General features: G+C 73.3%; 6 protein-coding genes. 4 read left to right on the forward strand and 2 right to left on the reverse strand.

The features are described 5' to 3' along the window. Window positions 1-14 precede the first annotated feature (14 nt). Entirely contained in the window at window positions 15-1,433 is a 1,419-nt protein-coding gene (locus tag AB0N31_RS24100) for an FAD-dependent oxidoreductase (protein WP_366060470.1), read from the forward strand. Window positions 1,434-1,467: 34 nt separating this feature from the next. Here the strand turns inward: AB0N31_RS24100 and AB0N31_RS24105 are convergent, their stop codons facing one another. Next, window positions 1,468-1,734, reverse strand: coding sequence for a hypothetical protein (locus AB0N31_RS24105; RefSeq protein ID WP_363090419.1), 267 nt, complete (start codon window positions 1,732-1,734; stop codon window positions 1,468-1,470). 125 nt (window positions 1,735-1,859) lie between these two features. On the opposite strand from AB0N31_RS24105, the gene AB0N31_RS24110 reads away from it, so the two are divergent. Continuing rightward, on the forward strand, window positions 1,860-2,666 hold the full coding sequence (locus tag AB0N31_RS24110) for a rhomboid family intramembrane serine protease (RefSeq protein WP_366060472.1): 807 nt from the start codon (window positions 1,860-1,862) through the stop codon (window positions 2,664-2,666). Between the two features lie 13 nt (window positions 2,667-2,679). Here AB0N31_RS24110 and hemE read toward each other — a convergent pair whose 3' ends face one another. Then, entirely contained in the window at window positions 2,680-3,747 is a 1,068-nt protein-coding gene (gene hemE, locus AB0N31_RS24115) for a uroporphyrinogen decarboxylase (RefSeq protein ID WP_366060473.1), read from the reverse strand. A 183-nt stretch (window positions 3,748-3,930) separates the two neighbouring features. Between hemE and AB0N31_RS24120 the strand changes: the two genes are divergently transcribed. Together AB0N31_RS24120 and AB0N31_RS24125 are read left to right on the forward strand one after the other, a co-directional pair. Next, a complete protein-coding gene (locus AB0N31_RS24120) occupies window positions 3,931-4,599 on the forward strand; it encodes a DUF3000 domain-containing protein (protein ID WP_366060474.1) in 669 nt (222 codons plus the stop codon). 480 nt (window positions 4,600-5,079) lie between these two features. Next, window positions 5,080-5,742, forward strand: a complete 663-nt coding sequence (locus AB0N31_RS24125; protein ID WP_003972894.1) for a response regulator transcription factor — start codon at window positions 5,080-5,082, stop codon at window positions 5,740-5,742. Window positions 5,743-6,000: the final 258 nt, after the last annotated feature.

A 6,000-nucleotide genomic window follows, 5' to 3' on the forward strand; every position in this document is an offset into this window, starting at 1 on the left:
CGTAGCGTGTCCGCATGAGCATGAGCGAGAGCGCGCGCCCCGGGGCGGCCGGGCGGGAGCGGCTGGTCGTGATCGGCGGCGACGCCGCGGGCATGTCGGCGGCCTCCCAGGCCCGCCGGCTGAAGGGGCCCGGGGAACTGGACGTCGTGGCCTTCGAGCGCGGCCACTTCACGTCCTACTCGGCCTGCGGCATCCCGTACTGGGTGGGGGGCGACGTCGACGAGCGGGACGATCTGATCGCCCGCACGCCGCAGGAGCACCGCGCGCGCGGGATCGACCTGCGCCTGCGCACCGAGGTCACGGAGATCGACCTCGCCCGGCAGCGGGTGCACGCGCGTGACGTCGACTCGGGTGCGGAGTCCTGGACGTCGTACGACGACCTCGTGATCGCCACCGGGGCCCGGCCGATCCGGCCGGACCTGCCGGGGGCCGACGCCGAGGGCGTGCACGGGGTGCAGACGCTCGACGACGGGCAGGAACTGCTCGACTCGCTCGCGCGCAGCCGCGCGCGGGGGCGGCACGCCGTGGTGGTCGGGGCGGGCTACATCGGCGTGGAGATGGCCGAGGCGCTCATCAAACGGGGCTATCTGGTGACGGTCGTCAACCGGGGCAGCGAGCCGATGTCCACGCTCGACCCGGACATGGGCCGGCTGGTGCACCGGGCCATGGAGGGTCTCGGCATCACCATGGTGAACGACGCCGAGGTCACCGAGCTGCTCGCCGACGACGACGGCCGGGTGCGGGCGGTCGTCACGGCGGACGCCGAGCACCCGGCCGACGTGGTGGTCCTCGGCATCGGCGTCCGCCCGGAGACCGCCCTCGCCGAGGCCGCCGGCCTGCCCCTCGGCGCCCACGGCGGTCTCCTCACCGACCTGGCGATGCGGGTGCGCGGCCACGGGAACGTCTGGGCCGGCGGCGACTGCGTCGAGGTCCTCGACCTGGTCTCCGGCCAGGAACGCCACATCCCCCTCGGCACCCACGCCAACAAGCACGGACAGATCATCGGCACCAACATCGGCGGCGGCTACGCCACCTTCCCCGGCGTCGTCGGCACCGCCGTCAGCAAGGTCTGCGACCTGGAGATCGCCCGCACGGGCCTGCGCGAGAAGGACGCGCGCAGGGCGGGGCTGCGGTACGAGGCGGTCACCGTCGAGTCCACCAGCCGGGCCGGCTACTACCCCGGCGCCTCCCCCATGACCGTCAAGATGCTCGCCGAACGCCGCACGGGCCGTCTCCTCGGCGTGCAGATCGTCGGCAGGGAGGGCGCGGCCAAGCGCGTCGACATCGCGGCGGTGGCCCTGACGGCGGGCATGACGGCCGAGCAGATGACCACCCTGGACCTGGGCTACGCCCCGCCGTTCAGCCCGGTGTGGGATCCGGTGCTGGTGGCGGCGCGGAAGGCGGCCGCGAAGGTGCGCGGCGCGCAGGGGTAGGAGCAGCGGCCGGCCCCGCGCACCCGCACCCGGCCTACGCGGTCCCGGACAGCCTCGGCAGCGCGGAGACCGCCGGAGGCTGCTGCTCGGCCGGCTTCGCGTGCGCCGCCGACGCCGGCCGGGACCGCAGCCGGTGGCTGACGGCCTCGTCGAGGGTCACCGCCCGCTGGTGCTGCGCGGCCAGCCGCCCCGCCTCCTGACCGAGCCGGGCCACGTCCTCCCAGGGCAGCCGGATCACGAGCGCGATCTCCGCCTCGCCGTCGGGTGTGGCGTGCATGGGAGGGGTCACCCTGTCGTTCATCGCCTGTTCCTCACGTCGTGCCCGCGGCCCGCCTTCCCTGTGCCGCGGGCGGTTGCCGGTTCATACGCGCCCGCGGGGAACCGCGTTCACCGGTTCACCGAACGGATCGGGGGCAGTACTTCCTTGTGGTCATCCCCGTCCATGACGTGAATCCCGCGCGCCGCACCCCCGTGGTGACGTATGCGCTGATCGCCGTGAACGTCTTCGTGTTCCTGTTCATGCCGGGCCTGTCCGGCTCGGTGGCGGGTGACAGCACGCTGGCGCAGACCTGCCATCTGCACGCGTTCCTGGAGCAGTACGCGGCCGTGCCCCGGGAGTTGATCCACCATCAGTTCCCGCAGTTCGTCCCCACCGGGGACGTGCGCGGCGGCGGCTGTCTGCTGGGCCCGTCGGACTACGACAAGTCCCCGGCGCTCAGCGTCCTCACCGCGATGTTCCTGCACGGCGGCTGGCTGCACCTGCTGGGCAACATGCTGTTCCTGCTGATCTTCGGCAACAACATCGAGGACCGCATGGGCCACGTCCGCTTCGCGCTGTTCTACGGCGCCTGCGGCTATGCGGCGTCATACGGCTTCGCGCTCGTCAACGCCGACTCGACCGACCCGCTCATCGGCGCCTCGGGAGCGATCGCGGGCGTGCTGGGCGCCTATCTGGTGCTGTACCCGAAGGCCAGGGTGTGGGTGCTCGTGCCGTTCCTGGTCTTCCTGCCGCTGCGGCTGCCGGCCTGGCTGGTGCTGGGCTTCTGGTTCGGGCTCCAGGCGGTGTACTCCTCCGGCGAGGGCGTGTCCGACGCGGGCACGGTGGCGTACGCGGCGCATGTCGTCGGCTTCCTGGCGGGCATGCTGCTCGCCTGGCCGCTGAAGAAGGGCACACCGCCACCGCCGGAGCCGCGCGGCCTGCTGTTCGGCAGGAGCGCGCGGCCCGGCTGGTGACGCGGACGGCGGGTCAGCGGGCCGTGTGGGTGTGGACGTACTCCACGAGGCGGGTCAGCGCGTCCGGGTCGGTGGACGGCATGACGCCGTGGCCGAGGTTGAAGACGTGGCCCTCCAGGCCCGCGGCGGCGTCGAGGACCTCGCGGGTCTTGGTCTCGACGGCCTCGGTGGAGGAGAACAGCACGGTCGGGTCGAGGTTGCCCTGGAGCGCCTTGCCGGGGCCGACCCGGCGGGCGGCCTCGTCGAGCGGGACGCGCCAGTCGACGCCGACGACGTCCGCGCCCGCCTCGCCCATGAGCCGGAGCAGCTCGCCGGTGCCGACGCCGAAGTGGATGCGCGGGACGCCGTACCCGGCGACGGCCTCGAAGACCTTCACCGAGGCCGGCATCACCGAACGGCGGTAGTCGGCCGGAGCGAGGGCGCCCACCCACGAGTCGAACAGCTGGACCGCCGACGCGCCCGCCTCGATCTGCACCTTCAGGAAGGCCGCCGTGATGTCCGCGAGGCGGTCCAGCAGGTCGGCCCACAGCTCGGGGTCGCCGTACATCATCGCCTTGGCGTTCTCGTACGTGCGCGACGGGCCGCCCTCGACGAGGTAGCTCGCCAGGGTGAAGGGCGCGCCCGCGAAACCGATGAGGGGGGTGGAGCCCAGCTCGCGGGTCAGCAGGCCGATCGCCTCGGTGACGTAGGAGACGTCCTCGGGGGTGAGGTCGCGCAGCCGGGCGAGGTCGGCGCGGGTGCGGACGGGCTGCTCGACGACCGGGCCGACGCCCGGCTTGATGTCGAGGTCGAGGCCGATCGCCTTGAGCGGGACGACGATGTCGCTGAAGTAGATCGCCGCGTCCACGCCGTGCCGGCGCACCGGCTGGAGGGTGATCTCGGTGACCAGCTCGGGCCGCATGCAGGACTCGAGCATCGGGATGCCCTCGCGCACCTTGCGGTACTCGGGCAGCGAGCGCCCGGCCTGGCGCATGAACCACACGGGCGTGTGCGGCACCGGTTCACGCCGGCACGCCTTCATGAAGGGGCTGTCGTACGTCGCTGTCGGCTGCCGGCCCGCGGGGCTCTCGTTCGCGCTCACGACGGCAAGTCTCCCACGACGCGGAAAGCCCGCGGAAACCGGCGGTCCGCCCCCGTCCCGCCCGCGGGGCGCCCGCCGACACCCCCCGCCCGCGCGCCTGTTCGCCCAGCGCGCAGCCGTCCGAGGACCGCGCACGGGTGTCTTGCCCTGCGCGAAGCTCCCGTTCCCCTTAATGTTCCCGGCATGGCTGCGGCTCAGGGACGACTGTCGGACGGTGCGGGCGGGATGGATGACGCGAACGGGGAGGACCGGGAGGGGGACAGGGCGGCTCCGGCGCCCTTCCAGGCCGCCGTCGACGCGCTGAGGACCGCCCGGCTGCGGCCCCAGATCGAGATCGAGCAGACCCCGGCCCCGCGGCGCCTCGCGCCGTACGCGTACGCGCTGGAGGCGACCGTCGTGGACGGCGACCAGGATCTGGCCGACGGGCGCCTGGTCCTGCTGCACGACCCGGCCGGGCACGACGCCTGGCGCGGCACCTTCCGGCTGGTCACCCTGGTGCGGGCGGAGCTGGAGCAGGAGATGGCGGTGGACCCGCTGCTGCCGGACGTGTGCTGGTCCTGGCTGACCGGGGCGCTCCAGGCGCGCGGCCTGACGTACGGCGAGCCGAGCGGCACGGTCACACGGGCGAGTTCGCACCACTTCGGCGGCCTGTCGGAACGCCCGGCGTCCTCGCAGATCGAGATCCGGGCCTCCTGGACGCCCCGCGAGGGGCGCGGCTCGGTCCCGGACACGGCGGCGCACCTGGCGTCCTGGTGCGATCTGCTGGCGCAGGTCGCGGGGCTGCCGCCGGCCGGTCCGGGGGACGCGTCCGTGGTGACGCTGCCGCAGCGACGGGGGCCGCAGTCGCGGTGACGCTGCCGCGACGACGGCGGCAGCGGTGACCGCGCACACCGACGGCGACGGGTTCCGTCGTCGCCCGGCACACCCCTGACCTTCTCCGGTTTCCCGGCTCCCGCCGATCGCACCGGCCCTCCCCGATCGCACCGGCCCTCCCCGACCTCACGGCCTCACGCCCCCGCCGGGGCCCGTCGGCTGTGCCCGCACGCCGTGTTCGGGTCCGGTAACCGCGGAGTCCCTCGAACGGCCGCCCCGATTGACCATCTCTTTGTCGATACGGCCACTTTCGATCCCATACGACACCCGCTCAAACCGACTCGATCTTCGGATGATCGATCACGTGTCCGAATTGCACGCATTGTTACTCACTAGATCGTGATCATTTTCTAAAGGATCCACGGTCCGGTGCCGAAGACGACTGTGACCTTGAAAGCACGGTTCGTCCCGGCTTCATCCCCACGAGCCGGCCCATCATCCCCCCTCCCAGGAGGCCTGGTGTCCGTTCTCCTCGAGCAGCCCGCAAGCCTGGTCGCCTACCGCCCGAACAAGCCCACCGCCATGGTGGTCGTGGCCGACCCGCGCGTCCGCTCCACCGTCACCCGCCATCTGTGGGCGCTCGGTGTGCGCGATGTCATCGAGGCCTCGTCCGTCGCGGAGGCTCGTCCCCGCATCGGCAACCCCCGCGACATCTGCGTCGCCGACGTCCACCTTCCCGACGGCTCCGGCCTCACCCTGCTGTCGGAGACCCGCGCCGCGGGCTGGCCCAACGGGCTCGCCCTCTCCGCCGCCGACGACATCGGCGCCGTACGCAACGCCCTCGCCGGCGGCGTCAAGGGCTACGTCGTCACCGGCACCCGCACCAACGTCGGGCTCCCCACCCGGCCCGGTGCCGCCCCCATCGGCGCGGCCGCCGCCCGCCTCCACCGCCGCCCCCCGGGTGCCCCGAGCCACCCGGGCGGCTACCGCGAGCTGTCCGGCCGCGAGGTGGAGGTGCTGCGCCTGGTCGCCGAAGGCCAGTCCAACAAGGCGATCGGCGTCTCGATGGGCCTGTCCGCGCTGACCGTCAAGAGCCACCTCGCCCGCATCGCCCGCAAGCTCGGCACGGGCGACCGCGCCGGGATGGTCGCGGTGGCGCTGCGCACCGGCATCATCCACTGAGCTTCGCGGACCGAGGGCCCACCCGGCCACCCGGCGGATCGACCCCGGTCCCGACGCCCCCACCGATCCCCTTCGATCCACCCCGACCGCCTCGACGCCCCCGCCCCTCACCCACCTCCCCCCTCGCCCACCTCACCGGTTCGCCCCGCCCGTCCTCGCCGGCCCCACCGGTTTCCCCTCCCCCTCCCCCGGCCTGACTGGTTTGCGACCCAGCATACGAGATCACGGCCAGGGTGCCCACGGAGCCGCACAACGACC

This window comes from Streptomyces sp. NPDC051051 (genome assembly GCF_040682975.1).
GTDB lineage: Bacteria > Actinomycetota > Actinomycetes > Streptomycetales > Streptomycetaceae > Streptomyces.

Coding starts and splice junctions, on each gene's coding strand:
- AB0N31_RS24100 (WP_366060470.1), top strand. CDS start 15: ATGAGCATGAGCGAGAGCGCGCGCCCCGGGGCGGCCGGGCGGGAGCGG.
- AB0N31_RS24105 (WP_363090419.1), bottom strand. CDS start 1,734: ATGAACGACAGGGTGACCCCTCCCATGCACGCCACACCCGACGGCGAG.
- AB0N31_RS24120 (WP_366060474.1), top strand. CDS start 3,931: ATGGCTGCGGCTCAGGGACGACTGTCGGACGGTGCGGGCGGGATGGAT.